The organism is Pseudescherichia sp. AS216 (assembly GCF_037152055.1).
Lineage (GTDB): Bacteria > Pseudomonadota > Gammaproteobacteria > Enterobacterales > Enterobacteriaceae > Pseudescherichia.
This window is the reverse complement of sequence record NZ_JBBCMV010000003.1, coordinates 138,365-163,505: the sequence shown is the minus strand read 5'-3', so window position 1 is coordinate 163,505 and position 25,141 is coordinate 138,365. Positions and strand designations below refer to the sequence as shown.

General features: G+C 57.1%; 24 protein-coding genes. 12 read left to right on the top strand and 12 right to left on the bottom strand.

From position 1 onward, the window contains the following. Positions 1-12: 12 nt before the first annotated feature. The 5 genes from WFN61_RS10110 to dapA all read right to left on the bottom strand — a co-directional run bounded on the left by WFN61_RS10110 (position 13) and on the right by dapA (position 5,806). Positions 13-2,034 carry a tRNA(Met) cytidine acetyltransferase TmcA gene (locus tag WFN61_RS10110; protein ID WP_337038649.1) on the bottom strand — a complete coding sequence of 674 codons (2,022 nt, stop codon included), beginning with the start codon at positions 2,032-2,034 and terminating at the stop codon, positions 13-15. Positions 2,035-2,058: 24 nt separating this feature from the next. After that, entirely contained in the window at positions 2,059-2,919 is an 861-nt protein-coding gene (gene ypfJ, locus WFN61_RS10105; RefSeq protein ID WP_144818198.1) for a KPN_02809 family neutral zinc metallopeptidase, read from the bottom strand. 129 nt (positions 2,920-3,048) lie between these two features. Next, a complete protein-coding gene (gene purC, locus WFN61_RS10100) occupies positions 3,049-3,762 on the bottom strand; it encodes a phosphoribosylaminoimidazolesuccinocarboxamide synthase (RefSeq protein ID WP_103818897.1) in 714 nt (237 codons plus the stop codon). 117 nt (positions 3,763-3,879) lie between these two features. Continuing rightward, positions 3,880-4,911 (bottom strand): outer membrane protein assembly factor BamC, encoded by a 1,032-nt coding sequence (gene bamC / locus WFN61_RS10095; RefSeq protein ID WP_238085381.1) that lies wholly within the window; start codon positions 4,909-4,911, stop codon positions 3,880-3,882. Positions 4,912-4,927: 16 nt separating this feature from the next. Continuing rightward, on the bottom strand, positions 4,928-5,806 hold the full coding sequence (gene dapA / locus WFN61_RS10090; RefSeq protein WP_042389345.1) for a 4-hydroxy-tetrahydrodipicolinate synthase: 879 nt from the start codon (positions 5,804-5,806) through the stop codon (positions 4,928-4,930). Between the two features lie 157 nt (positions 5,807-5,963). Between dapA and WFN61_RS10085 the strand changes: the two genes are divergently transcribed. Together WFN61_RS10085 and bcp are read left to right on the top strand one after the other, a co-directional pair. Next, positions 5,964-6,536: a glycine cleavage system transcriptional repressor gene (locus WFN61_RS10085; protein ID WP_222126335.1), complete on the top strand. Its 573-nt coding sequence runs from the start codon at positions 5,964-5,966 to the stop codon at positions 6,534-6,536. Then, on the top strand, positions 6,536-7,006 hold the full coding sequence (gene bcp / locus WFN61_RS10080) for a thioredoxin-dependent thiol peroxidase (protein ID WP_144818193.1): 471 nt from the start codon (positions 6,536-6,538) through the stop codon (positions 7,004-7,006). Before WFN61_RS10085 ends, bcp begins: the two co-directional genes overlap by 1 nt. Before the next feature lie 42 nt (positions 7,007-7,048). Here the strand turns inward: bcp and WFN61_RS10075 are convergent, their stop codons facing one another. Continuing rightward, the gene (locus WFN61_RS10075; RefSeq protein WP_144818192.1) at positions 7,049-8,110 is read right to left on the bottom strand and encodes an AI-2E family transporter; all 1,062 of its coding nucleotides are present in this window, start codon (positions 8,108-8,110) and stop codon (positions 7,049-7,051) included. A gap of 151 nt (positions 8,111-8,261) precedes the next feature. On the opposite strand from WFN61_RS10075, the gene bepA reads away from it, so the two are divergent. After that, complete coding sequence (gene bepA / locus WFN61_RS10070; RefSeq protein ID WP_144818191.1) at positions 8,262-9,725, top strand: beta-barrel assembly-enhancing protease; 1,464 nt, start codon at positions 8,262-8,264, stop codon at positions 9,723-9,725. Positions 9,726-9,737: 12 nt separating this feature from the next. Further along, complete coding sequence (arsC, locus tag WFN61_RS10065) at positions 9,738-10,094, top strand: arsenate reductase (glutaredoxin) (RefSeq protein WP_337038648.1); 357 nt, start codon at positions 9,738-9,740, stop codon at positions 10,092-10,094. Between the two features lie 39 nt (positions 10,095-10,133). Here arsC and WFN61_RS10060 read toward each other — a convergent pair whose 3' ends face one another. The 3 genes from WFN61_RS10060 to upp all read right to left on the bottom strand — a co-directional run bounded on the left by WFN61_RS10060 (position 10,134) and on the right by upp (position 12,943). Then, a complete protein-coding gene (locus WFN61_RS10060; protein WP_103818889.1) occupies positions 10,134-10,835 on the bottom strand; it encodes a DnaA inactivator Hda in 702 nt (233 codons plus the stop codon). Positions 10,836-10,929: 94 nt separating this feature from the next. After that, positions 10,930-12,219 carry a uracil permease gene (gene uraA, locus WFN61_RS10055; protein WP_144818189.1) on the bottom strand — a complete coding sequence of 430 codons (1,290 nt, stop codon included), beginning with the start codon at positions 12,217-12,219 and terminating at the stop codon, positions 10,930-10,932. A 97-nt stretch (positions 12,220-12,316) separates the two neighbouring features. Then, complete coding sequence (gene upp, locus WFN61_RS10050; protein ID WP_042389323.1) at positions 12,317-12,943, bottom strand: uracil phosphoribosyltransferase; 627 nt, start codon at positions 12,941-12,943, stop codon at positions 12,317-12,319. A gap of 226 nt (positions 12,944-13,169) precedes the next feature. Between upp and purM the strand changes: the two genes are divergently transcribed. From purM to ppx, 4 genes are all read left to right on the top strand, one after another. After that, a complete protein-coding gene (gene purM / locus WFN61_RS10045) occupies positions 13,170-14,207 on the top strand; it encodes a phosphoribosylformylglycinamidine cyclo-ligase (RefSeq protein WP_222888474.1) in 1,038 nt (345 codons plus the stop codon). Next, positions 14,204-14,842 carry a phosphoribosylglycinamide formyltransferase gene (gene purN, locus WFN61_RS10040; protein ID WP_042389318.1) on the top strand — a complete coding sequence of 213 codons (639 nt, stop codon included), beginning with the start codon at positions 14,204-14,206 and terminating at the stop codon, positions 14,840-14,842. Before purM ends, purN begins: the two co-directional genes overlap by 4 nt. Positions 14,843-15,007: 165 nt before the next feature. Then, the gene (gene ppk1 / locus WFN61_RS10035; protein ID WP_144818187.1) at positions 15,008-17,068 is read left to right on the top strand and encodes a polyphosphate kinase 1; all 2,061 of its coding nucleotides are present in this window, start codon (positions 15,008-15,010) and stop codon (positions 17,066-17,068) included. Between the two features lie 3 nt (positions 17,069-17,071). Next, positions 17,072-18,613, top strand: a complete 1,542-nt coding sequence (gene ppx / locus WFN61_RS10030) for an exopolyphosphatase (RefSeq protein ID WP_222888475.1) — start codon at positions 17,072-17,074, stop codon at positions 18,611-18,613. A gap of 26 nt (positions 18,614-18,639) precedes the next feature. Here ppx and WFN61_RS10025 read toward each other — a convergent pair whose 3' ends face one another. Beyond that, the gene (locus WFN61_RS10025; protein WP_337038647.1) at positions 18,640-20,883 is read right to left on the bottom strand and encodes a sensor domain-containing phosphodiesterase; all 2,244 of its coding nucleotides are present in this window, start codon (positions 20,881-20,883) and stop codon (positions 18,640-18,642) included. Positions 20,884-21,232: 349 nt separating this feature from the next. On the opposite strand from WFN61_RS10025, the gene WFN61_RS10020 reads away from it, so the two are divergent. After that, the gene (locus tag WFN61_RS10020) at positions 21,233-21,433 is read left to right on the top strand and encodes a YfgG family protein (protein ID WP_072015186.1); all 201 of its coding nucleotides are present in this window, start codon (positions 21,233-21,235) and stop codon (positions 21,431-21,433) included. Here WFN61_RS10020 and WFN61_RS10015 read toward each other — a convergent pair. Then, positions 21,425-22,318 (bottom strand): LysR family transcriptional regulator, encoded by an 894-nt coding sequence (locus WFN61_RS10015; protein ID WP_257758213.1) that lies wholly within the window; start codon positions 22,316-22,318, stop codon positions 21,425-21,427. The genes WFN61_RS10020 and WFN61_RS10015 overlap by 9 nt on opposite strands. A gap of 97 nt (positions 22,319-22,415) precedes the next feature. Here WFN61_RS10015 and WFN61_RS10010 point away from each other — a divergent pair, with 97 nt between their 5' ends. Together WFN61_RS10010 and WFN61_RS10005 are read left to right on the top strand one after the other, a co-directional pair. Next, positions 22,416-23,600, top strand: coding sequence for an MFS transporter (locus tag WFN61_RS10010; protein WP_337038646.1), 1,185 nt, complete (start codon positions 22,416-22,418; stop codon positions 23,598-23,600). Positions 23,601-23,626: 26 nt separating this feature from the next. Further along, on the top strand, positions 23,627-24,163 hold the full coding sequence (locus tag WFN61_RS10005) for a GNAT family N-acetyltransferase (RefSeq protein WP_337038749.1): 537 nt from the start codon (positions 23,627-23,629) through the stop codon (positions 24,161-24,163). 121 nt (positions 24,164-24,284) lie between these two features. Here WFN61_RS10005 and WFN61_RS10000 read toward each other — a convergent pair whose 3' ends face one another. Beyond that, positions 24,285-24,500 (bottom strand): hypothetical protein, encoded by a 216-nt coding sequence (locus tag WFN61_RS10000; RefSeq protein WP_337038645.1) that lies wholly within the window; start codon positions 24,498-24,500, stop codon positions 24,285-24,287. Positions 24,501-24,634: 134 nt separating this feature from the next. Between WFN61_RS10000 and WFN61_RS09995 the strand changes: the two genes are divergently transcribed. Then, positions 24,635-25,087, top strand: coding sequence for a DUF943 family protein (locus WFN61_RS09995; protein ID WP_337038644.1), 453 nt, complete (start codon positions 24,635-24,637; stop codon positions 25,085-25,087). Positions 25,088-25,141: the final 54 nt, after the last annotated feature.

Here is a 25,141-nt window from a genome sequence, read left to right as displayed (position 1 = left end):
TGAATGAGTTAGTTAGAAAAATTGCAGCTGTGCTATCTGCTGCTGGCTTTGCGCTGCCCGATCGGCATCGATTGACGTCAGCGCCTCTGCCGTCTCGTGTCGTTGAGCCGCCAGCAGCGCCTTACGTCCGGCTAACCGGAGGCGGTGGCAGGCCTGCGCCTCATTCAGACTCTGCTCCAGCTGGCTACGTAGCGCCGCCAGCGGCAGGGTGCTGTGCATCAGCAGACGGCTGAGCGCACCGATCGCCGCCGAGAGTGGGCGATGGGCAAAAGCAAAGCCAGCCAGCTCGTGCCAGTCATCACTATTAAGGGTAGTTGGCTCCCCCGGCGGCAGAGGTAACTTTTCGTCACGCCAGGGCGCTAGCCAGGGGAGATCCCTCGCCAGCCTGCGCTGCTCCGTCGCTGCCAGCGCCTCTGCCGCAGGGGTGAGCGGCAGGATAGCCATCGCCGTGTAGCAGCCGCTGCTGGCTTCGCGATGGCTGCCCAGCCGCACCAGTTGAAAACCGCAGCGCTGCCAGAAGCGCCATAGCTCGCGAGTGTAGCCGAAGCTCACCGACAGATAGTCATAGCCTGCGCTGTGGGCGTGCGCCTTTGCGATCAGCCGCTGGCCGATGCCCTCCCGTTGGCGCGAAGGGTGGACGGCAATACGGCTGATACGACACCCCACCAGCGTGGCCGCCAGCGGGCTGGCTCCGTGCGCCGCCAGCGACTGAGCGACCAGATTGCCGCGCGGCCGTCGAAAGCCCGCCCACACCGCCTGGCTAAGCTCGGAAGAGAGTCCTCCCTCCTCCACCAGCCACAGCGCGGCGATGGGCTGCTCTCCGGCCAGCGCCTGCCAGAAGCGCTGGCCTGGCGCATCCATCATCCGCCGCAAATCGAGAGGCGAGGTCCGGTAGTGGGCGCTGGTCAGCAGGCGATAGAGCGCGGCGGGCTGCGCCGGCGAGGTCAGCCAGGCATCCTGCGTCAGAGGAGAAATAGCGTAGTCAGCACCGGCAGCCGAACCGGGAAGAGCATCATCAAACAGCAGCAGGTCACTGATGAAGACCTCGAGCGGGCAGCCGCTGGCCCAGCGTAGCGGCGTGTTGAGGCGATGGTGTTGCAAGCGATCCAGCCCGGCGCAGAGCTTCAGCAGGAAGCCCTGCCCTGTTCCCTCGTAGCCCTGTACGGTCGTCGTAAGCAGAACCCGGTTGAATCCGGCGATCAGCTGGCGCAGCAGCGGGCCAGGTATCGCCGCCGCCTCATCCACGATCAGCCAGTCAGGATACGGCGTATCTCCGTCAGCCAGCCGCTGGCGCAGCGTATCCGGTGGAACAAAGTTCACCTCCTCTCCGGCAAACTGTGCCAGCACGTCGGTGGCGGCCCGGGTGGGTGCGGTCACGATAGCATTGCCGTGCAGATGACGAAGATGCATCCCTGCCAGCGCCGATTTGCCGCGTCCGCGTGGCGCGGTCACTACCATGACACCGGGCGACATCGCGTGTAATTCAGCAAGGATCGCGGCCTGCTCCTGCTCCGGCGCCCCGCTGGCTGGGTGCCACGTCGGGCGCACGGCAAACTCAGGAAGCGTGCGCGGCTCTCCCTGCTGCCAGAGGATCGCTTCGTCGTGCGTCCGTAGCATGCGGCAAACGTGGCTGATAAAACGTGGGGTGGCGATGGGTTGAGCGGTGTCGCTCCAGCGACAGGCGTCGGCGTCAGGCGTTTCTGCCCAGCGGGAAAAGGGAGGAGTCAACAGGATCAGCCAGCCTCCCGCCCGTAGCGTACCGCCGAGAGCCGCAAAGGCGGCCACGTCAAAGCCGCGGCGCGCATCAAAGACGGCGTGGCTAAACTCGCGGCCCAGCAGCGTAATGAGCGCCCGCGGATGGCAGTAGTCTGCGGCCTGAGCAGCATCCTGCTCGTCACCTACCCACAGCGCCGCCTGCGGCGCTATCAGGGCAGTGGCCTGCTGCTGGCACCACGTCTCTTCCCCGCTGATAACCAGCAGGCGACGGATCCCCTCGCGCGCCATCTGCGCGCTCAGGGCGATCAAACGCTCCATGTCACCGTTCCCGAAAATGAAGCCTTACAGCGTATTGCCAAAGGTGTTGCACTGGGCGACATCACCCGTATCAAAGCCGCGCTTAAACCAGGTATAACGCTGCTCGGAGGTGCCGTGGGTAAAGCTGTCCGGTACTACGTGGCCCTGGCTCTGCTTCTGAAGACGGTCATCACCGATCGCTTCGGCGGCGTTCAGACCTTCCTGCAGATCGCCCTCTTCCATTACGCCCTGCTGCTGCATGCTGCGGCCCCAGACGCCAGCAAAGCAGTCCGCCTGCAGCTCCATCTTCACCGACAGGCGGTTAACTTCAACCTGGGAGGCGTTTTGCTGCAGCTGGCGTACTTTCGGCTCGATACCCAGCAGCTTCTGCACGTGGTGACCCACCTCGTGGGCAATGACATAGCCCTGAGCGAAGTCGCCTGCCGCGCCGAGCTTGCTCTTCATCTCATCGTAGAAAGAGAGATCGATATAGACTTTGCTGTCTGCCGGACAGTAGAACGGCCCCATGACCGACTGACCGGTACCGCAGCCGGTTTGGGTAGCGTTACGGTACATCACCAGCGTTGGCTGCTGATAGGTGCGGCCCATTTTCTCAAACAGCTGGGTCCACGTCTCTTCGGTGGTCGCAAAAATGACGCGGGTAAACTTCGCTGCCTCATTCTCCTGGGGAGTAGCAACCTGCTGAGTGCCTGGCTGAGACATCGGCTGTCCGGTGAGCAGTCCGGTTAAATCCACCCCGTAGTAGCCGCCAATCACCACAATCACCAGCAAAATAATCCCGCCTTTGCCCCGGGGCAAACGTAGCCCTCGGCCGCCGAGCGGGCTACCTGATTCGTTACGCCTGTCTTCAACGTTATTACTTTCGCGACGCCCTTGCCAACGCATAATCACCTCAGAGATATTTTAATAAATATGATTGATCGTAGGCGGTTAAAGGCAGGATTACCATAAGAAAGGTGCTGTAACAGGCCGGAGGAGTGGGGAACGCCTCCGGCTAACAGTGAAAGGGTGAAACTAGTCCAGTTTCACACCGAGACGGTGGGCCACGGCTTCATAGGCTTCAATCACGCCGCCCAGGCTCTGGCGGAAACGGTCTTTATCCATTTTATCCATAGTCTCTTTGTCCCACAGGCGGCTGCCGTCCGGCGAGAACTCATCGCCCAGCACTACTTCGCCGTTGAACAAACCAAACTCCAGCTTGAAGTCCACCAGGATCAGACCCGCATCGTCAAACAGTTTGGTCAGCACATCGTTGGCCTTGTAGGTCAGCTCTTTCATGCGCGCCAGGTTTTTTTGATTCACCCAGCCGAAGGTTTCGCAGTAGGAGTCGTTAACCATCGGATCGTGCATTTCATCGTTTTTCAGGAACAGATCGAACAGAGGCGGATTCAGGATCATCCCCTCCTCAATACCCAGACGCTTCACCAGCGAACCCGCCGCGCGGTTACGGATAACGCACTCTACCGGCACCATCTCCAGCTTCTTCACCAGGCACTCGGTATCGGAGAGCAGCTGCTCCATCTGTGTTGGGATGCCCGCTTCTTCCAGCTTGCTCATAATGAAGTGGTTGAACTTATTGTTCACCATGCCTTTACGATCGAACTGTTCAATGCGCGCGCCATCCCCTGCTGACGTATCATTGCGGAATTCGAGCACCAACAGGTCGGGGTTTTCCGTGCTGTATACGGTCTTCGCTTTGCCACGATACAACTCAGCTTGCTTTTGCATCTTTGTTACTCCAGGTTCCAGGTGTGATGATTTGAAGTCTAACTGCGGCCATTATCCGCTACGCACACGTTTGCGTCTACCCTGATAAAAAAGGCCGGAGCAATCCGGCCTGATTTTTTACTTGAATGCAGCTTCGAAAACAGCCACCAGCGCGTCGTTTTGCGCCTGGGTCAGGGTGTGCCCTTTCGGATCGATAAACTGCAGGCTGCTGCGGTTATCGAGATCGCCTACCTGTAACTTGTAGTCACCGGAGGTGAGACCCGGATCGCGTGCGCCAAGTGCCAGCCAGTCGCTGTCAGAGAGCGGCTTGTAGGTCACTGCCATGCTGCCGGTTGAGCGCGTGGAGTCGGTCACTTTCATGCCCACTTTCTCGAGGGTCGCAGGCAGACGCTGCCAGACCACGTTAAACGGCCCGCGGACCACCAGCATCGGCAGACCGGTGTCGTCGGCACCGCTCTGTACGTCGAGGGTCGCGGCGGAGCGGTTCTGCGCGGCGTTCTGTGACGCAGTGGCGGTTTTATCCAGCCCGGCGGAGATTGCGTTCAGCATTTCGGTGCTGTAGCGCTGCAGCGAGGCGGTATCGGCCACCGGCTTGCCAGCCTGCTCGAGGTTCATCAGCTTGACGACAACCGCCTGCTGATAGCCCTGCGGTTTAACCGAGATTTGATAACGGCCACGGTACTGCTGATCTTCGTCGAGGCGATTCCAGTCAATCCAACCGGTTGTCAGGGTCTGCGCGGCATCGTCACGTTTATCAATCGCGTAGTTGTTGCCCTGAACGATGCTTACCACCTGTGGCCACAGCGTGCTACGGTTGCCGTTCTCCACCAGCAGCGTTGCGGTATCACCGGTAAACTGGGTGCGGGCCCCTGTCACCAGCGCCAGCGGCTGGGCCGGTGGGCGGATATCCAGCGCTTTACCGACGGCACCGCTGCCGTTGGTCACTGGAATGTTGTAGTCACCGTTCTGCACTGGCAGGATCATGCCAGCAGGCGCATGAAGTTCACCAAGCGGCGCGGCATCCAGATAGGATTCATCACCGCTAACCTGGCGTTTATAACGCGAGTCCGAATTACAGGCAGCGAGCAGCATAACAAGCGAAACACTCGCTACCTTCACCAGGCGCGACTTCTGTACTGAGTAAGCCATCAAATCTCCCTAAACTTTACAGCAAACCGGCGTGCTTAAGCGCAGCGGTAACAGCCTCACGACCGTGGTCGGTAATCGGCGTCATCGGCAGACGCAGCGTGTCGGTCGCCACAAGCCCCAACTCCTTACATGCCCATTTCACCGGGATAGGATTGGGTTCGACAAATAGTTTGTTGTGTAACGGCATCAGACGCTGGTTAATCACCCGCGCTTCGCTAAACTGCCCTTCGGCAGCCAGACGGCACATCTCTGCCATGTCGCGTGCGGCCACGTTAGAGGTCACGGAGATCACACCGTGACCGCCAAGCTGCATAAAGTCCAGCCCGGTGGCATCATCACCGCTCAGCAGACCAAAGTCATCTGAAACCAGCTCTTTGATCTGGTGAACACGACTTAAGTTCCCCGTGGCCTCTTTGATTGCGACAATATTGTTCACTTTCGCCAGGCGACCCACGGTTTCAGGCAGCATATCGCAACCGGTACGCGAAGGTACATTATACAGAATTTGCGGCAGATCAGTGTGTTCCGCGATGGCTTTAAAATGCTGGAACAGCCCTTCCTGAGTTGGACGGTTGTAGTACGGCGTGACCGTCAGGCAGCCTACCACGCCGCTGCCGTTGAAGCGCTCGGTAAGACCAATCGCCTCAGCGGTGGCATTTGCACCGGTGCCTGCGATAATCGGGATGCGCCCGTCGGCCAGTTCAAGCGTCAGCATCACGACGTCACCATGTTCCTCATGGCTCAGCGTGGCGGACTCACCGGTCGTGCCTACCGATACAATCGCCGAGGTTCCGCTGGCGACATGATAATCAATCAGTTTCTTCAGGCTTGACCGGCAGACATTACCTTTCTCATCCATCGGTGTAACAAGCGCGACAATACTTCCCGTGAACATGGGCCATCCTCTGTGCAAACAAGATTCTCAATGGTACGTTTGGTGCTGTAATAAAAGCAAGCGACGCGAGGCGTTCCGGCGGTTGTATGCCGGTTTTTTTTATGCTTTCCTTAGGATTACCGAAACCGTTAGCGAAGCATCTACAGGAAGAACAGGTTTGACCCCTTCATCACAACATTATCTGGTTATTACCGCGCTAGGTGTCGACAGGCCTGGTATCGTCAATACGATCACCCGTCACGTGAGCAGCTGCGGCTGTAATATTGAAGATAGCCGGCTGGCGATGCTCGGGGAAGAGTTCACCTTTATCATGCTGCTTTCCGGCTCATGGAACGCCATTACCCTGATTGAATCCACACTGCCGCTGAAGGGCGCGGAGCTGGATCTGCTGATCGTCATGAAACGCACTACCGCACGGCCCGGCGCGGCGCTGCCCGCCACGGTGTGGGTGCAGGTGGAGGTAGCGGACTCCCCGCACCTGATCGAGCGCTTCACCGCCCTGTTCGATGCCCATCAGATGAATATTGCCGAACTGGTCTCTCGCACCCAGCCAGCCCAGGCTGGTGCGGCCGCCCAGCTCTTTATTCAAATCACCGCCCATAGCCCGGCGCTGGAAGATGCGGCAAAAATTGAACAAGCTTTCAAAGTACTATGTACAGAATTAAATGCGCAGGGCAGTATAAATGTCGTCAACTATTCCCAGAACGAAGAACAGGATGGAGTGAAGTGATGAATCCACTGAAAGCCGGTGATACCGCACCGAAATTTAGCTTGCCGGATCAAGACGGAGAACAAGTTAATTTGGCCGACTTCCAGGGACAGCGTGTATTGGTCTATTTCTACCCGAAAGCCATGACCCCAGGCTGTACCGTTCAGGCCTGCGGCCTACGCGATAACATGGACGATTTAAAGAAAATAGGTGTGGAAGTGCTGGGCATCAGCACCGACAAGCCGGAAAAGCTCTCCCGCTTTGCTGAAAAAGAGCTGCTGAACTTTACCCTGCTGTCCGATGAAGACCATCAGGTCTGCGAACAGTTTGGCGTCTGGGGTGAAAAGTCGTTTATGGGGAAAACCTACGACGGCATTCACCGCATCAGCTTTTTGATTGGCGCTGACGGGGTCGTTGAGCATGTGTTCAACGATTTCAAAACCAGCAACCACCACGATATCGTGCTCGGTTGGTTACAACAGAACGCGTAATCTATTAATGCCCGGCGGCGCTGCGCCTGCCGGGCCTACACCCTACTCTTCAACCGCCGGGACATCCGGCCAGGCATGCACCACGGCCTTGATCAGCGTGGCAAGCGGAATCGCAAAGAACACTCCCCAGAAGCCCCACAGTCCGCCGAAGATCACCACCGACAGAATGATCACCAGCGGATGCAGATTGACCGCCTCCGAGAAGAGCACCGGCACCAGCAGGTTACCGTCCAACCCCTGAATAATCAGGTAAACCGCAAAGCAGCTCCAGAACTCGGTTCCCAGCCCAAACTGGAACAGCGCAACGCCGATCACCGGGATAGTGACCACAAACGCGCCGATGTAGGGAATGAGCACCGAGAAGCCCACCAGCACCGCCAGCAGCAGCGAGTAGTTGAGACCGAAGAGAATAAAACCAATCCACGTCGCCACGCCGACGACGATCATCTCCAGCACTTTGCCGCGAATATAGTTAGTGATTTGCTGGTTCATCTCCACCCACACCTGGCCTGCCAGGCCACGGTTGCGCGGCAGAATGCGGCGCACAGCGTTGAGCATCTGCTCTTTGTCCTTCACCAGGAAGAAGACCATCAGCGGCACCAGCACCAGATAGACCGCGAGCGTCAGCAGCCCCACCAGCGAAGCGACGGAGTATTTAACCACTGAATCCCCGAGGCTAAGCATGCGGGTGCGCATGTTCTCCGCCATGGCATCGATAATGCCCGCGTCCATCAGCGCCGGATAGCGTCGCGGCAGGGTAGCCGCAAAATCAGAGAGCTTGTTGAGCATGCCGGGCATATCGCGGATCAGATTGATGCCCTGCTGCCAGGCGATAGGCATCACCACGAAGGCCATCAGCAGCAGGATGCCGACAAACAGCACCAGCACGATGCTGGAGGCGACGGTACGTGAGCAGCCGACGTTTTCCAGCCTGGCGGTAGGCCACTCCAGCAGGTAGGCCAGCACCATGGCGACCAGCAGCGGGGCTAATAACCCGCTAAAAAAGAACAGGATGCTAAACCCTGCCAGCAGAATGACCAGCAGCGCAATCGCCTCCGGATCGCTAAAGCGACGGCGATACCACTGCATTAACATTTCGAGCATAACTTACCTTACCTGTAGGTCCCTGGTGGGTTTTCCGGAGGAATTGTATCGAAGTGAAACAAAAAAGACTTCGCTTTTCGACGCTGCCACAGGAAACTAACGCATCAATTGATTAAGATGTTCATCATGCTCGCCATACAGGATTGAGGTTATGTTCAGGACGTTGAGAAAAACGCTGGTTGCTACCCTGATTGCTACCCTGACGCTGGGCCAGGCCGCGCCGGTCTTTGCGGATTCAGCGGATACCCTGCCGGATATGGGCACCTCGGCGGGCAGCACGCTGTCGATTGCCCAGGAGCTGCAGATGGGCGACTACTACGTTCGCCAGCTGCGCGGCAGTGCGCCGCTGATTAACGATCCCCTGTTGGTGCAGTACATTAATGGCTTAGGGATGCGCCTGGTCGCCCATGCCAATTCGGTGCGCACCCCGTTTCACTTCTACTTAATCAATAACGACGAAATCAACGCCTTCGCCTTCTTTGGCGGCAACGTGGTGCTGCACTCGGCCCTCTTCCGCTATGCCGATAACGAGAGCCAACTGGCCTCGGTAATGGCGCACGAAATCTCCCACGTTACCCAGCGCCACCTTGCGCGGGCGATGGAGGATCAGAAAAACAGCGCGCCGTTGACCTGGGCCGGGGCGTTAGGCTCTATTCTGCTGGCGATGGCCAGTCCGCAGGCGGGGATGGCGGCGCTGACCGGTACCCTCGCCGGCACTCGTCAGGGGATGATCACCTTTACCCAGCAGAATGAGCAGGAGGCGGACCGCATCGGCATTCAGGTGCTACAGCGTTCGGGGTTCGATCCGCAGGCGATGCCAACCTTCCTCGAAAAGCTGCTGGATCAGGCCCGCTACTCTTCACGACCGCCGGAGATCCTGCTGACTCACCCCCTGCCAGAGAGCCGTCTCTCGGATACCCGCAACCGTGCCAACCAGATGCGGCCGGTCGTGGTTCAGTCCTCTGAGGATTTTTACCTGGCGAAGGCGCGTACGCTGGGGATGTATAACAGCGGGCGCAACCAGCTTACCAACGATCTGCTGGATGCGTGGGCCAAGGGCAACGTGCGCGAGCAGCGTGCCGCCCAGTATGGCCGGGCACTCCAGGCGATGGAGGGCGCTAACTACCCCACCGCCAGCCAGGCGTTGCAGCCCCTGCTGAGCGCAGAGCCGGGCAACAGCTGGTATCTCGATTTAGCCACCGATATCGATCTCGGTCAGAGAAAGTTTGATCAGGCCATCAACCGGCTGAAAAATGCGCCGAAGCTGAAAACCGACCCGGTGTTGCAGCTCAACCTGGCCAACGCCTATTTGCAGAGCGGCCAGGCAAGCGAGGCGGAGAAGATCCTTAACCGCTACACCTTTACCTATAAAGATGACACCAACGGCTGGGAGCTGCTGGCGCAGACCGAGGGCACGCTCGGCAATCGCGATCAGGAGCTGGCCGCCCGCGCCGAGGGCCTGGCGCTGCATGGTCAGCTGGATCAGGCGATCTCGCTGCTGGGCAGTGCCAGCGCGCAGGTGAAGCTGGGCAGCATGCAGCAGGCGCGCTACGACGCCCGCATTGACCAGCTGCGGCAGATGCAGGAACGCTTTAAGCCCTATACCAAGATGTAATCAGGAGAATGTATGTCCGACGCGGTCACTATCTACCATAACCCCCGCTGCTCGAAGAGCCGCGAGACCCTGAGCCTGCTGCAATCCCACGGCGTTGAGCCGCAGGTGGTGCTCTATCTGGAGACGCCGCCGGATGCGACCACGCTGCGTAACCTGGTGCAGATGCTCAATTTAAGCAGCGCCAGGGATCTGATGCGGCAGAAAGAGGATCTCTACCGCACGCTCAACCTGGCGAACAGCACGCTTTCGGAAGAGGCGTTAATTCAGGCGATGGTAGAGAACCCTAAGCTCATCGAGCGCCCTGTCGTGGTGAAGGGCGACCAGGCGCGTATTGGCCGACCGCCGGAGCAGGTGCTGGAGATCCTGTAGGTACCGTAGGCCGGATAAGCGAAGCGCCATCCGGCGACTTCAGAGTTTAAGGATCTCTTTCACAAACGGGATGGTCAGCTTGCGCTGGGCGGTAATCGAGGCGCGGTCCAGCTGATCCAGCGTCTCAAACAGCGTGCGCATCTCGCGATCCAGCCTCTTGAGCAGAAAACGGCACACGTCCTCCGGCAGCTCAAAGCCACGCTGGCGGGCGCGCAGCTGCAATGCCAGCAGCTTATCCTCATCCGACAGCGGCTGAAGCCGGTAGATCTGCCCCCAGTCGAGGCGCGAGGCGAGATCCGCCAGGTGCAAATTGAGCTGGCGCGGCGGGCGATCGCCGGTGATCAGCAGGCGCGTGCGGCCTGATTCCAGAATACGGTTGTAGAGATTAAAGATCGCCATCTCCCAGGGATCGTCCCCGGCGATGCACTCAATATTGTCGATGCAGACCAGCGAAAGCTGCTCCATGCCGTCCAGCACTTCCGGCACAAACCAGGTGCGCTTATCAAGTGGGACATAGCCCACGGCGTCGCCGCGTGCGGAGAGTTCGGCGCAGGCGGCATGCAGCAGATGGCTACGACCTGCACCTTCCCGCGACCAGAAGTAGATGTATCCGCTATGATCCTGACGCAGCACGTTTTGCACAGCTGCCAACAGAGAGGGGTTATCACCCGGCCAGAAACTGGCAAAGGTTTCATCGTCGGGAAGATAGAGTGGCAGAGAGAGCTGCGCCGGTGCGTTCAGAGATACCTCAACAGGGCTTACGGAAAACGCAGCGAGTTTACCACAAAACGATGCGCGGTTTGAACCGGGCACGACGCCCGGTTCACATTCCAGATTAATGCGGAGTGACGTCGTTCTCCTGGGCGTCAATCACCTCTTCTTCTGGACGCAGGACGCTGATCAGTTTGAAGATCAGCGCCAGGCCGATGCCAACGATGGTGGCCAGCGCCATGCCCTTCAGCTCTGCCGCGCCGATGTGCACCTTCGCACCGCTGACGCCGATGATCAGGATCACCGAGGTGAGGATCAGGTTCTGCGCTTTGCTGTAGTCCACCTTGGACTCAATCAGCACACGAATACCGGACGCGCCAATCACCCCATACAGCAGCAGCGATACGCCGCCCATCACCGGAACCGGAATGATCTGGATAGCCGCCGCCAGCTTGCCGACGCAGGAGAGCAGAATAGCAATGATCGCCGCCCCGCCGATAACCCAGGTGCTGTAGACGCGGGTAATCGCCATCACGCCGATGTTCTCGCCGTAGGTGGTGTTTGGCGTGGATCCGAAGAAGCCGGAGATGATGGTAGAGAAGCCGTTGGCAAACATAGAGCGATGCAGGCCCGGATCACGGATCAGGTCGCGCTTAACGATGTTGGCCGTTACCACCAGGTGACCGACGTGCTCGGCGATGACCACCAGCGCGGCAGGCAGAATGGTAAAGATAGCGAACCACTCAAAGCGCGGGGTGTAGAAGGTTGGCAGCGCAAACCAGTGCGCCTGGGCAATCGGAGTGGTATCCACCACGCCCATGGCGAACGACAGCGCATAGCCCGCCAGCACGCCGATCAGGATTGGGATAATCGCCAGGAAGCCGCGGAACAGTACCGAGCCAAACACGGTAACGCCCAGCGTCACCAGAGAGATGATCACCGTTTTGCTATCCGCAGACTGCCCATCCGCCGGCAGCAGGCCGGCCATGTTGGCCGCCACGCCCGCCAGCTCAAGGCCGATTACGGCCACGATTGCGCCCATCGCCGCCGGAGGGAACATCACGTCAAGCCAGCCGGTGCCCGCTTTCTTAACGATAAACGACACCAGGCAGAACAGCACGCCGCACATAATAAAACCGCCGAGCGCCACCTCGTATCCGAGCGGTAGCAGGAGCAGCACCGGGGAGATAAACGCAAAGCTGGAACCCAGATAGGCAGGAATTTTACCTTTACAGATAAAGAGATAGAGCAGCGTGCCGACGCCGTTGAACAGCAGCACGGTAGCCGGGTTAATGTGAAACAGGATTGGCACCAGCACGGTTGCACCAAACATGGCGAACAGGTGCTGCAAACTAAGCGGGATTGTCTGTAAAAGCGGCGGTCTTTCACTCACCCCGATAGCACGGCGCGTCATAGTGTTTTCCTCTGAGTTGTGTTTTGTATTAGGCGAACTGCGTCTTTTATTCAAAAAAAAGCCGACTATCAAAGTCGGCTCTTTTTCATTTATTCAATTACTTGGTACCAAAAATCTTGTCGCCGGCATCGCCGAGACCAGGAATAATATACCCGTGCTCGTTAAGTCCCTGATCGACCGATGCGGTATAGAGTTCAATATCCGGATGCGCCTTCTCCAGCGCGGCCACGCCTTCCGGAGCGGCAACCAGTACCAGCACCTTGATGCTGCTGCAGCCCGCTTTTTTCAGCAGGTCAATGGTGGCGATCATTGAGCCGCCGGTCGCCAGCATCGGGTCAACCACCAGCGCCATACGCTCGTCGATGTTTGATACCAGCTTCTGGAAGTAAGGTACCGGCTCCAGGGTCTCTTCGTCGCGGTAGATACCGACCACGCTGATACGCGCGCTCGGGACGTGCTCCAGCACGCCTTCCATCATGCCCAGACCGGCACGCAGGATCGGCACCACGGTAATTTTTTTACCTTTGATCTGCTCGATCTCCACCGGGCCGTTCCAGCCTTCGATGGTTACCTTCTCGGTTTCCAGATCGGCAGTCGCTTCATAGGTCAGCAGGCTGCCTACTTCAGAGGCGAGTTCACGAAAGCGTTTGGTGCTGATGTCATGCTCACGCATCAGTCCCAGCTTGTGTTTGACGAGTGGGTGTTTTACTTCCACGATCTTCATACTCTTCTCCTTCCCCAGACAGTTGGCAGCCACAAAAAAAATCGCCGGATTATACCGCTTTTTCTCCGTTGCGCTATAGGTAGAGGGTTGATCCCGATCAATCAGATTGAAAATCAGTATATCGCAATGATCTCTGAGAGCCATGAATAATGGACTCGCAAACGTTTGCCTTGACTGTTAGAATTGCGCCGAATTTTATTTCTATCGCCATGTGGGGATCCAAGCAGTGACCGATAAAACCTCTCTCAGCTACAAAGATGCCGGTGTTGATATTGACGCAGGTAATGCACTGGTTGACCGAATCAAAGGCGTAGTGAAGAAAACCCGCCGCCCGGAAGTAATGGGTGGACTGGGTGGCTTCGGTGCGCTGTGCGCGCTGCCGCAAAAATATCGTGAGCCGGTGCTGGTTTCCGGTACTGACGGCGTGGGCACCAAGCTGCGCCTGGCGATGGATCTCAAGCGTCATGACGCTATCGGCATCGATCTGGTGGCCATGTGCGTTAATGACCTGGTGGTTCAGGGCGCTGAGCCGCTCTTCTTCCTCGACTACTACGCCACCGGCAAGCTGGACGTCGACACCGCTGCCAGCGTGATCGGCGGCATCGCGGAAGGCTGCCTGCAGTCTGGCTGTGCGCTGGTGGGCGGCGAAACCGCTGAGATGCCGGGCATGTACCATGGCGAAGATTATGACGTCGCGGGCTTCTGCGTGGGCGTGGTTGAGAAATCGGAAATCATCGACGGCTCCAAAGTCACTGACGGCGACGTGCTGATTGCCCTTGGCTCCAGCGGCCCGCACTCTAACGGCTACTCGCTGGTGCGTAAAATCGTTGAGGTGAGCGGCTGCGATCCGGAAACGACCCAGCTCGACGGTAAATCGCTGGCGGATCACCTCCTGGCCCCGACCCGCATCTACGTGAAAAACATTCTTGAGCTGATTGCCAACGTTGACGTTCACGCCATCGCCCACCTCACTGGCGGCGGTTTCTGGGAGAACATTCCGCGCGTGCTGCCAGACAATACCCAGGCGGTGATTGACGAATCCAGCTGGCAGTGGCCTTCCGTTTTCAACTGGCTGCAGCAGGCAGGCAACGTCAGCCAGCACGAGATGTACCGCACCTTTAACTGCGGCGTCGGCATGGTGATCGCGCTCTCTGCCCAGGATGCAGATAAGGCGATTGAGCTGATGAACGCGAAAGGTGAAAAGGCATGGAAAATCGGTATGATTAAAGCCTCTGATTCCAGCGAGCGCGTGGTCATCGAATGAAAAACATAGTGGTGCTCATTTCCGGTAACGGAAGCAATTTGCAGGCAATTATTGACGCCTGCGCGCAAAAGAGAATTAACGCCACTGTCCGTGCGGTATTCAGTAACAAGGCCGACGCGTTCGGCCTGCAACGTGCGCGTGAGGCCGATATTGCGGCCCACGCCATTACGGCCGACCAGTTTGCCAGCCGTGAAGCATTTGACCGTGAGCTGATGATGGAGATCGACGCCTACGCCCCGGATCTGGTGGTGCTGGCAGGCTATATGCGCATTCTCAGCCCCGAGTTTGTTGCCCACTATCAGGGCCGCCTGCTGAACATCCACCCCTCCCTGCTGCCGAAATATCCCGGCCTGCATACCCACCGTCAGGCGCTGGCCAACGGCGACGAAGAGCACGGCACCTCCGTGCATTTTGTTACCGACGAGCTGGACGGCGGACCGGTGATCCTGCAAGCCAAAGTGCCGGTATTTCCTGGCGATGGTGAAGAGGACGTCACCGATCGCGTCCAGACCCAGGAGCACGCGATCTACCCTCTGGTGGTGAGCTGGTTTATTGATGGCCGTCTGGCAATGCGCGAGGGTGCCGCATGGCTCGATGGCGTTCAGCTTCCCCCGCAAGGACACGCCGCCGAGTAGGCCTTCTGTTGCCGGACAGCCTGCGCTGTTCGGCAATAACCTCCGTATTATCAGATTACTGTCATACTTATCTGTCACAATTGGACAAGCTGTGGTAATTCTCACCATAATAAAGGCTGAGATGGATTTGCCACGTCCCGAGATTGAACCGGAGTGTGAGTTGTAATGGGTCAGGAAAAGCTATACATCGAAAAAGAATTAAGCTGGTTAGCGTTTAACGAACGCGTGCTTCAGGAAGCCGCCGACAAGAGCAACCCTCTTATTGAGCGAATGCGTTTTCTGGGCATCTACTCCAATAACCTTGATGAGTTCTACAAGGTGCGTTTTGCTGAGCTTAAGCGCCGGATCATCATCAGCGAAGAGCAAGGCTCCAACGCCCACTCCCGACACCTGCTTGGTAAGATCCAGACCCGCGTCCTGAAAGCCGATCAGGAGTTTAACGGCCTGTACAACGACCTGCTGCTGGAGATGGCCCGTAACCAGATCTTCTTGATCAACGAGCGCCAGCTCTCTGAGAACCAGCAAACCTGGCTACGCCACTACTTTAAACACTATCTGCGCCAGCACATCACGCCGATCCTGATCAACCGCGAAACCGACCTGGTGCAGTTCCTGAAAGATGACTACACCTATCTGGCGGTAGAGATTATTCGCGGGGAGAGCATTCGCTACGCGCTGCTGGAGATCCCGTCGGATAAGGTGCCGCGCTTTGTTAACCTGCCGCCAGAGACGCCGCGCCGCCGTAAGCCAATGATCCTGCTGGATAACATCCTGCGCTACTGTCTGGACGATATCTTCTACGGCTTCTTCGACTACGATGCGCTGAACGCCTACTCGATGAAGATGACCCGTGACGCCGAGTACGACCTGGTGCACGAGATGGAGTCGAGCCTGATGGAGCTCATGTCCTCCAGCCTCAAGCAGCGCCTTACCGCCGAGCCGGTGCGTTTTGTCTACCAGCGTGATATGCCGGAGGCCATGGTTGAGATGCTGCGCGACAAGCTCACCATCTCCCGCTATGACTCTACTGTGCCCGGTGGCCGCTACCACAACTTTAAAGACTTCATCAGCTTCCCGAACGTGGGCAAAGCCAACCTGGTGAACAAGCCGCTGCCGCGCCTGCGCCATGTCTGGTTCGATAACTTCCGCAACGGCTTCGACGCCATTCGCGAGCGGGACGTGCTGCTCTACTATCCGTACCATACCTTTGAGCACGTGCTGGAGCTGCTGCGTCAGGCTTCCTTCGACCCTAACGTGCTGGCGATCAAGATCAACATCTACCGCGTAGCGAAAGATTCTCGCATCATCGATGCGATGATCCACGCCGCACACAACGGCAAGAAAGTGACCGTGGTGGTGGAGCTGCAGGCGCGCTTCGATGAAGAGGCCAACATCCACTGGGCAAGGCGCCTGACCGAGGCCGGGGCGCACGTGATCTTCTCCGCGCCGGGGCTGAAAATTCACGCCAAGCTGTTCCTTATCTCGCGTAAAGAGGGTGAAGAGGTAGTGCGCTACGCTCACATCGGGACCGGTAACTTTAACGAGAAAACCGCCCGGCTCTATACTGACTACTCTCTGCTTACCGCCGACGCACGCATCACTAACGAAGTGCGCCGGGTGTTTAACTTTATCGAGAACCCCTACCGACCAGTCCACTTTGAGTACCTGCTGGTGTCGCCGCAAAACTCGCGCCGCCTGCTGTACGATATGATCGACCGCGAGATCGCCAATGCGCAAAACGGTCAGCCGTCGGGGATCACCCTCAAGCTTAATAACCTGGTGGACAAAGGCCTGGTGGATCGGCTGTATGCCGCATCCGGCTCCGGCGTGCCGGTTAATCTGCTGGTGCGCGGCATGTGCTCGCTGATCCCTGAGCTCGAAGGGCTGAGCGATAACATTCGGGTGATCAGCATCGTGGACCGCTATCTCGAACACGATCGCATCTATATTTTCGAAAACGGCGGCGATAAGCAGGTTTATCTCTCGTCTGCCGACTGGATGACGCGTAATATTGACTATCGCATTGAGGTTGCGGCCCCGCTGCTCGATCCGCGCCTTAAGCAACGCGTGCTGGACATCATTGAGCTTCTGTTCAGCGATACCGTGAAGGCACGGTATATCGACAAGGAATTGAGCAATCGCTATGTGCAACGGGGCAATCGCCGCAAGGTTCGCGCTCAGCTGGCGATTTACGACTATATCAAATCACTCGAACAACCAGACTAATCTATGCCGATAAATGACAATACCCCACGGCCGCAGGAGTTTGCTGCGGTCGATCTCGGTTCGAACAGTTTCCACATGGTCATTGCCCGTGTGGTGGATGGCGCCATGCAGATCATTGGCCGCCTGAAGCAGCGCGTGCATCTGGCCGACGGCCTGGATGAGAACAGCGTCCTGAGCGAAGAGGCGATTGAGCGCGGCCTGAGCTGCCTGTCGCTGTTTGCCGAACGCCTGCAGGGCTTTGACCCGGCTAACGTCTGCATTGTGGGCACGCATACCCTGCGTCAGGCCGCTAACGCCTCTGATTTCCTTAAGCGTGCGGAGCAGGTCATCCCCTATCCGATCGAGATCATCTCCGGCAACGAAGAGGCCCGCCTGATCTTTATGGGCGTTGAGCACACGCAGCCGGAAAAAGGCCGCAAGCTGGTGATTGATATCGGCGGTGGCTCTACGGAACTGGTGATCGGCGAAGATTTTCAACCTATCCTGGTTGAGAGCCGCCGGATGGGCTGCGTCAGCTTTGCGCAAACCTATTTCCGCGGCCGCATCATTAACCGGGAGAACTTCCATCGCGCGCGCATGGCGGCGGTGCAGAAGCTGGAGAGCCTGACCTGGCAGTATCGTATTCAGGGCTGGAACGTGGCGCTGGGCGCATCGGGCAGCATTAAAGCCGCCCATGAAGTGCTGCTGGCGATGGGCGAGAAAGATGGTTTCATCACTCCTGAACGGCTGGACAAACTGGTTACCGAGGTGCTGAAACATAACAGCTTTGACGAGCTGAACCTGCCGGGGCTCTCCGACGAGCGCAAGGCGGTCTTCGTGCCGGGCCTGGCGATTTTGTGCGGCGTGTTTGACGCGCTGGCCATTCGCGAGCTGCGTCTCTCCGACGGCGCGCTGCGTGAAGGGGTACTGTATGAGATGGAGGGCCGTTTCCGCCATCAGGATATCCGCAGCCGTACGGCGCAGAGCCTTGCCAACCAGTATAACATTGACCGGGAGCAGGCTCGCCGCGTGCTGGAGACCACGACCCACATGTACGAGCAGTGGGAAGCGCAGAATCCGAAGCTGGCAAATCCGCAGCTGGCGGCGCTGCTGAAGTGGGCGGCGATGCTGCATGAGGTTGGGCTGAACATCAACCACAGCGGGATGCACCGCCACTCGGCCTATATCCTGCAGAACAGCGACCTGCCTGGCTTTAACCAGGAGCAGCAGCTGATGATGGCGACCCTGGTGCGCTTCCACCGCAAAGGGATCAAGCTCGACGACCTGCCGCGCTTTACCCTGTTCAAGAAGAAGCACTTTTTACCGCTGATCCAGCTCCTGCGCCTCGGCGTGCTGCTGAACAACCAGCGCCAGGCGACCACCACCCCACCGACTCTGCGTCTTACCACCGACGATAACCACTGGACCCTCAGCTTCCCCCGCGACTGGTTCTCCCAGAACGCGCTGGTGCTGCTGGACCTGGAAAAAGAGCAGGATTACTGGGGGGCAGTCACCGGCTGGCTGCTGAAGATCGAAGAGGAGCACTCCTCCGGCGTCGCGGCCTGAGCCGCACCGCCCTGCCCCTCTCATGCTCAGGCACGCTGTGACAGTGCCTGAGCATCTCCCGCCAGCGCCTCAAGCGGCGCGGGTTTACCAATCAAGAACCCTTGCAGATAGTCAATCCCCAGCGAAAGGGCCGCGCTACGCACCTCCTCCGTTTCGACGTACTCTGCCACCACCCGCATCTTTTTCATCCGTGCCAGATGGCAGATAGAGGCCACAATCTGGTAGTCGAGGCTGTTTGACGTCAGGTTGCGAATAAAGCTGCCGTCGATCTTCAAAATATCGGCGTTAATGTTTTTCAGGCGCGCATAGCTGGCATAGCCGGTACCGAAGTCGTCTATGGCGACCCGGCAGCCTAGTTGTTGCAGCTGGCCCAGTGTCTGGTTTGCCTGGTTAATATTGGTCAACGAGTTACTCTCCGTGACCTCAAAAATAAGCTGCCAGGCCTCAATGTTATAGCGCTCAAGCAGTCTGGCGACCTCACGGACAAAATTGCTCCGACAGACGGACGCTGGCGACAGATTGATGGAGAAGCGCGCCCCCGGCTCAGTTTCGCGATAGTGCGCCATAAAGCGCAGGGTGTGTTCAATGACCCACAGGTCGATGCGTGACGAAAGGCCAAACTCATGAGCCACTGGCAGGAACGCATCCGGGCTGATGAGCTCGTCATCGTCATCAAGCATCCGCAGCAGGATCTCGTGGTAGCCGTCACCGCGCACGCCGACGATTGGCTGGGCCATCAGGCGGAACCGGTCCTCCTCCAGCGCCCGTTGCAGGCGGTTCATCATCTCCACCTTACCTTTCAGGCTGCGCTGTAGGTTGACCGACCCGCGATGCTGCAGGCTTTCTGGACGTTGGGTTTCCAGGGAGAGATCCGCCGTGGTGCTCAGCTCGCCCAACAGCAGATAGAGATGCGCTACCGGCGAACGCACGTAGCAGTAGCTCATGCCGACCTGCGGCTGCAGCGGCATGCCATCCCAGGCGAAGCGGAACTGCTTGATGAGCTTATCCAGCTCGGCGATACGCAGCGCATAGGATTCGGTATTTAGCCGGATAACGACGTCATACCCCGACAGATGATACACACACTCATTGCGTTGCAGCTTCTGCATTAGCCACTCGGACAGCATCTGCTTGTACTGGATGCGCAGCATAATACCGTAGTGCCTTCCCAGCAGCTCCAGATCGGGGATGCGTAAAAAGCAGAGCACCGACCAGGGGGTATCCGCCAGAGCGCGGTTGAGCGCCCGCAGGTTGGGCATATTGAGGACCGGGTCTAGCCACGCCAGGCGGCTCACCCGCTCGTGCATCAGCCGCTGGCGCGTTGCCAGCATCGACATCCAGGCGATGATAAACGAGAACACCAGGTAGCTGGAGGAGAGGATCGTCAGCTGGATTTCGTAGCGCGGCGAGACCGGCGTATAACGGTAGAAGTAGTGAATGCTTACCATCATAAACGGCGTCCAGACGATAGACATCAGGCGGTAGCCATAGCGCATCGACCCCCATAGCATCACCGGCAGCAGCAGCGACAGCGTATAGTTAGTGGTGAAGATGCCGGTATTTTCATCCCACGGGGAGAGCATCAGCAGCATCAGCAGTGCAATGACGGCAAACCAGGCGACCACCTCCAGCCGGGTCACCTTGGGATCAAAATCCCGGCGCAGGCGAGAGAGGTATCCTTTTATGTGGCGCGGATGGTGGAGCACCCTGATCAGCAGATAGCAGAACGGCGTTCCGGTCAGGCCGCTCACCAGCAGCGCCTGATAGTTAATCAGCGTGCGCAGGCTAAACGGCGTTACTCCGGCCAGGGCCAGATATTTGTCATACAGGCCAAGCCAGGCGATGGTATGGAAGATCAGCAGGAACAGCGTAGCCGGGCAGACGACCTGCCAGAACATACGCTGCGCGGTGAGCTGCGCATTGCCGTAGGAGACGTTATGCCGCCGGGTGACGAAGATCCGGTAGCCGCCCCAGCTTACGATGATGGGCCCCATAAAATGGACGATTTTGAGCAACGTCTCTGGGGCGCTGGTCTGCGGATAGTAGTGCCAGGCCAGCGAAAGCACAATGCCGGGCAGCGCTGCCCAGCCGTAGAAAAGCATCAAGCTTAACAGGAGCGATAGCGGCAGGTAATAGAGCACCATGCTGCCATCCGAGACCCAGGTAAAGGTATCGACCATGTGGGCAAGGGGCAGCAGCAGGAAAGGCAAGACGAGCGGCAACGCCCACCATTTAGCTTTATAGAGAGTATAAATTTTCGCGTAGCTCATCGATGTTCAGTGTAAAACCCAGCGTGCTGAAATCGATTTCAGGCGGGGTTCCAGGCTAACCATGAAGATTATAGAGTCGGTCAGACTGTGCTATTTGTGAAGAGTTTAGTGCCGCAAAAGCGGCTGCAATTGACCAGGATCAAGCAACCGAGTGCCTTACAAATATTGCCATCTCTTCTTCGCGCAATTTTTGTTAATAATTCATGCGCTTTACTATTATTTCATTATTATTGCTTTAGTAAATGCTTTCTTTGACGAAATTTTACATAACGACCGATTGATCTGCGCTGCGCTCTGTGCATTAATACAGCAATCGCCCGCCCGTCGGGTTAACCCTTAGGAACCTCTTGTGAGCCAGTCACACAGTATGCGAAAACGACAGCGATTTGACAGTCGCATGACCCGTATCGTATTGCTTATCAGCTTTTTCTTCTTCTTCGGACGCTTCGTCTACTCCTCTATCGGTGCCTGGTACCATCATCAGGATAAAGCCCAGTCACAGCAGTCCTCTCTCTCCGTTGAGACGCCGGTAAATAAGACGCTAAATTAACTCGCTTTTCTTTTGCAGCATTTGAATGATTGCCCCTATGCCTCTGCTCAGGATCTTATCCTGACGGATGACTATCGCCAGCTGGCGCTGCAAAAGCGGATTCAGTGAACGCACGTTTAGCGCCTTACGATCGTTTGGGTGAGCCACTGACATCTGCGGAACAATGCTATATCCCAGCCCGGCGCTAACCATGCGTTTGATCGCTTCGATACTGCCAAGCTGCATCACAGGTATCGTCGGCAGCCCGGCTGTTGCAAACCAGCCGTCGATAAGCGTGCGCGTACTGCTTCCGTTCTCAAAGGCGATTAGCGGCAGCGCATGTAGCACCTCGGGCGTTAACGATCCCGCCGGGTGCGGTTGCGCCAGCGCTTCGATAAAAACAAACTCTTCGTTGAGAAACGGCGTGATATCCAGCGTTCGTCCGCTGGCGGGTAGCGTAACCAGCCCCAGATCGAGGCGATTTTCCTCTACCGCCTGGACAATGCTGGGCGTATTTCCGGTCGTAACGCCTACCTGCAGCAGCGGATAGTCTAGCCGCAGCCGCTGCAATAGCGGTGGCAAAAGGTGAATGCACGCCGTCGCCCCCGTACCGAGCGTAACCGTGCCGCTGACTTCATGACTAAACGCGCTAACCGAACGTATCGCTTCGTCCACAGCCTGACCAATCCGCTCGCCGTGGGCCAGCAACGCTACGCCAGCGGCGGTCGCCTTAACGCCTCGCCCGGTTCGCTCGATCAACCGTGCCTGAAGAAACTGCTCAAGCTGGCGAATTTGTAGGCTTACCGCAGGCTGGGAGAGGCCAAGCACGTTTGCCGCGGCAGAAAAACTGCCCCGCTGTACAACCAGCCGAAAGGTCGCCAGATTTCCCAGGTTTAGCGTCGTCATGCAAAGTTTCTCTTATAGAGGTGATAAACGTTGAGGCCTGCCTGAACCATACCGCGCACGGTATGCTCAGGACAACTGCCTAACGGAATGAAAAATAATGACTTCGCGCGCGATACCTCGCTTTATCCCTCTCTTCGCTGGCTGTAATCAGCTGATTAACTGGGGTATATCGTTCTATATGCCCGGCACGTTTGCCCATGCTATCGCCCGCGATACCCACTGGACGCAGCCGCAGATCTATCTCGGCCTGACGCTGGCGATGCTGGTCATGGCGCTGGTATCACCCTTTGTCGCCAGGCTGCTGACCAGACTGGGCGGAAAGCATGTTGTAACTATTGGCACGCTGCTGATAGCGTTAAGCTGCGCCGCTATGGCCTGCACGCACTCGCTTGCGGGCTGGTATAGCGCCTGGCTTATCATGGGTATCGGTATGCGCCTGTCGCTTTATGACGCGCTGTTTGCTGCACTCATCACCCTCTACGGACAGCACGCCCGACGCACGATTTCCCAGGTGACGCTGGCGGGTGGACTGGCATCCGCTGTTTTCTGGCCGCTCGGTGAGTCGCTGTTAGCCATCATGAGCTGGCGTGAGGTGCTGCTGATCTATGCGCTGTTCGGCCTGCTCAGCGCCGCGCTGATCCGCCCGCTGCCCAACCAGCCGCTGGCCATGACCGCTGCCTTAACGCCGAAAACCGGCACTGCCCAAGACCGTCGCAGCGGCTGGCTGTTTGCCGCTTTTATTGCCCTTATCACCTTTGTCTCTAACGGTACATCGACACACTTGCCGGAATTTATCGCCAGTGCTGGGCTACCGGTCGCTGCGGGCATGCTGTGGGGAATCGGCCAAACGGGAGCGCGGTTTATGGAGGTCGTTGCGGGCGCACGTCTCACCCCGCTCAGGTTGACGCTGGTTACCGCTCTGGCCATGCCGCTCTGCTTCCTGCTCGGTCTGAGCGGATCTCTGTTTGCCAGCTCGGCCGCAGGGTTTGTGTTGGGGTACGGCGCGATCAATGGCCTGATGACGATTGTTAAAGCGACGCTGCCGCTTCAGCTGTTCGCCGCAGAGGATTATGCCCGACGGACGGGCGTCCTGTTGATTCCGGCGCAGCTGATGGCTGCCGCATCGCCCTTTGCCTATGCATGGCTCGATCGGGCGCTGGGGATCCAGGGCGCACTGGCCTTCTCACTGGCGCTAACGGTAGTCATCGCCGCCCTGGCAATCGCCATCGTCATGTATCAAACGCTGCGCGCTTCGGGCATTATCAGTAAGTCACTGGAATAAAAATGATTAAAATAACAGGAGATAAAATGCAGCTGCACTCTGAACGACTCATTCTGCGCCAGGTAAGGCCTTCCGATCTCAACGATCTGTTTCGTATCTACGGCGACCCGGCGACAAATCAATTTAATCCGGCCGGGCCGCATCCGGATATCGCTCATTCCCGCACGGTGTTGGACGGCTGGCTTGAGCACTGGCAGACCCACGGGTTCGGCAACTGGGCAGTCTCCCGACTCGACAATCCTGATGAGATTGTTGGCTTTGGTGGAATACGCATCGTGCAATACGACACGTTCACGATCAACAATCTGGGCTATCGCCTGGCGGTAGAGGCGTGGGGACAGGGTTTCGCCTCCGAGTTCGCCAGTGCAGCGCTGCACTACGGTTTCGATACGTTAAACCTTGATGAGGTTTCGGCAGTGGTGAGGAAAAATCATACCGCGTCACAAAAGGTGTTAACCAAGTGCGGACTGGCGTTTGTCAGGGAGATCCACGATGTAAAAGACGCGCCGCCTAGCCTGCTCTATACGTTGACGCGCAGCCGTTACAGAAGCAAAGATCGGTAAGGTGATAGGGAAACCCTCTGTAAGAGCAGAGGGCTTGATCCGTTGAGGTGGGCTATTCTAAGCTTAGATTGCTCGCTAATCTGCTATTAAACTACTCACATCGCGAATAGATGTTAAAAACCTATCGCCTGTGTTCACCTCTGACCATCCCTAATAAATAACTCGCAATGTAAGCAATAGCAAATGACCCGACAAAACCCGCGACCTTCATGGCAATATTATCGAAAACAAATAGTGAATAAAGAGCCACAAAACTCATCGCTACTGTTATAGTTCCCTCTAACGCATGGGCAAGGAACCAAAAAAGTGTTTTACCTGGCCAACTTACAAGTTTCATTATCAATCCTTTTACACACCACTGGAAATTGGTGATAATTTAAAATTTCCGTTAATCATACAAAATTTAGATAATTTAATTTGAAACCATTTCCCCCAAAAATATAATCAAGCATCCTCTTAAAGGATTGAGTAATGAAAAAAAGCAGTATCTTAGTCATTATCATAGCAGTTTTAGCCCTGGGGTTTTTCTTTGTTAATAAACCTGCTTCCGTTGAAGTGATGGCGGTAGACAAAACCCCAAATACAGTATTGATTGCGGTGAAAGGACTCCCCTACTCAGCTAAAAGCAAACTGAGCTGGTGGCTTGATAACAAAAGTCTGCTGTCATCACAGTATAAACTTGATTTCACCGAGCCTAATGAGCAGCCTAGTGTTTACATCTATGACTTTGGCGATGGCTTTAAAAAGGAAGAGATGAAGGACAGGATATGCTTTAACAGCGTATCGCCGCCCAATAACTGCATTGATAAAGACATCGCTATGGTTATTTCTCAACTCAGGAATGGAGAGATAAAGCTAGCCATTGATGACGATGTTTTCATTCAGGATAAAAGTGGCAAGATAGCAAAACAAAGCCCGCATTAAAGCGGGCTTAGAATATTTAGCGGATAACAACGCTTAACAAGCGGTTATTCCCAC

Bases quoted from the DNA above. Each gene is read 5' to 3' on its own strand.
- upp (WP_042389323.1), bottom strand. From the start codon at position 12,943: ATGAAGATCGTGGAAGTAAAACACCCACTCGTCAAACACAAGCTGGGA.
- purN (WP_042389318.1), top strand. From the start codon at position 14,204: ATGAAAAACATAGTGGTGCTCATTTCCGGTAACGGAAGCAATTTGCAG.
- WFN61_RS10075 (WP_144818192.1), bottom strand. From the start codon at position 8,110: ATGCTCGAAATGTTAATGCAGTGGTATCGCCGTCGCTTTAGCGATCCG.
- dapA (WP_042389345.1), bottom strand. From the start codon at position 5,806: ATGTTCACGGGAAGTATTGTCGCGCTTGTTACACCGATGGATGAGAAA.
- ypfJ (WP_144818198.1), bottom strand. From the start codon at position 2,919: ATGCGTTGGCAAGGGCGTCGCGAAAGTAATAACGTTGAAGACAGGCGT.
- bamC (WP_238085381.1), bottom strand. From the start codon at position 4,911: ATGGCTTACTCAGTACAGAAGTCGCGCCTGGTGAAGGTAGCGAGTGTT.
- WFN61_RS10110 (WP_337038649.1), bottom strand. From the start codon at position 2,034: ATGGAGCGTTTGATCGCCCTGAGCGCGCAGATGGCGCGCGAGGGGATC.
- WFN61_RS10015 (WP_257758213.1), bottom strand. From the start codon at position 22,318: ATGACGACGCTAAACCTGGGAAATCTGGCGACCTTTCGGCTGGTTGTA.
- ppk1 (WP_144818187.1), top strand. From the start codon at position 15,008: ATGGGTCAGGAAAAGCTATACATCGAAAAAGAATTAAGCTGGTTAGCG.
- WFN61_RS10000 (WP_337038645.1), bottom strand. From the start codon at position 24,500: ATGAAACTTGTAAGTTGGCCAGGTAAAACACTTTTTTGGTTCCTTGCC.
- bcp (WP_144818193.1), top strand. From the start codon at position 6,536: ATGAATCCACTGAAAGCCGGTGATACCGCACCGAAATTTAGCTTGCCG.
- arsC (WP_337038648.1), top strand. From the start codon at position 9,738: ATGTCCGACGCGGTCACTATCTACCATAACCCCCGCTGCTCGAAGAGC.
- WFN61_RS09995 (WP_337038644.1), top strand. From the start codon at position 24,635: ATGAAAAAAAGCAGTATCTTAGTCATTATCATAGCAGTTTTAGCCCTG.
- purC (WP_103818897.1), bottom strand. From the start codon at position 3,762: ATGCAAAAGCAAGCTGAGTTGTATCGTGGCAAAGCGAAGACCGTATAC.
- ppx (WP_222888475.1), top strand. From the start codon at position 17,072: ATGCCGATAAATGACAATACCCCACGGCCGCAGGAGTTTGCTGCGGTC.
- WFN61_RS10005 (WP_337038749.1), top strand. From the start codon at position 23,627: ATGCAGCTGCACTCTGAACGACTCATTCTGCGCCAGGTAAGGCCTTCC.
- WFN61_RS10025 (WP_337038647.1), bottom strand. From the start codon at position 20,883: ATGAGCTACGCGAAAATTTATACTCTCTATAAAGCTAAATGGTGGGCG.
- uraA (WP_144818189.1), bottom strand. From the start codon at position 12,219: ATGACGCGCCGTGCTATCGGGGTGAGTGAAAGACCGCCGCTTTTACAG.
- bepA (WP_144818191.1), top strand. From the start codon at position 8,262: ATGTTCAGGACGTTGAGAAAAACGCTGGTTGCTACCCTGATTGCTACC.
- WFN61_RS10010 (WP_337038646.1), top strand. From the start codon at position 22,416: ATGACTTCGCGCGCGATACCTCGCTTTATCCCTCTCTTCGCTGGCTGT.